Origin of the sequence: Streptomyces africanus, from assembly GCF_002150735.1 — a bacterium.
GTDB classification, from domain to species: Bacteria; Actinomycetota; Actinomycetes; order Streptomycetales; family Streptomycetaceae; genus Streptomyces; species Streptomyces africanus.
On record NZ_MUKA01000537.1, the window covers coordinates 424 to 1,153 of the forward strand.

The following is a 730-nucleotide window of genomic DNA, read 5'->3' on the forward strand; positions in this document are numbered from 1 at the left end:
CCAGTTGGGCGCGTCCACCATCAGCGTGTGGTTGAAGCCGGCGCTCCGCAGCTTCTGGACGGCGGCCTTGGTGTCGGCCGTCCACCTCGTGTAATTGCTGTTTCCGTACGGCTCGTTGCCGATGTTGACGATGACGTACTTCTCCTGGCCGGTCAGGGCACTCTTCACACTGATCCAGTAGTCGGCGGCGCGGGACAGGGTGGTCGCTCCGCTCTGGTCGCCGTAGCCCGTGGTGTCGTGGACTTCCAGAACGCAGATAAGCCGGTTCTGCTTGCACTGGGAGACGACGTTGGCCACGTCGGCGGCGCTGTTGCGAGTCCAGCGGTNNGGTGTGGGCGTGGTTGACGCCACGCATCACGAAGTCGTTGCCGGATGCTTCCAGCAGTCGGCCGTTCTGGACGCGGAAGCCGCTGGGCGCGGCCTGGGCCGGGGCGGCGAGACCGAGCAGGGGGACGAGGAGGCCCAGGAGAGCGGCCAGGACGGCGGCCGTTCGTGGGGCGGTTCGCGTGCGGAATCTCATGGCGGCGGCTCCAATGGGGGGAAGGACCGTGTGCGTGGGGAGGCGGTGACTCGTGCCGTGCAGCTGACGGCGGCGGTGCGGGTGGCGGAAACGGCTCCTGGTCTCCGGGCCGCTCGGCACGCCCATCAGAGGAGGGCGGCGAGAGCGGGATACCAGCGGGCGGCGATCTTCGTGTTGCCGGAGGCGGACGGGTGCACCCCGTCGTAGGTG

Annotated in this window: 1 pseudogene; it reads right to left on the reverse strand. The window is 68.8% G+C overall.

Annotated features, from left to right (window positions below):
• Positions 1-520 (reverse strand): annotated as a pseudogene (locus tag CCL05_RS41595) (cellulase family glycosylhydrolase); the annotation flags it as partial.
• Positions 521-730 lie beyond the last annotated feature (210 nt).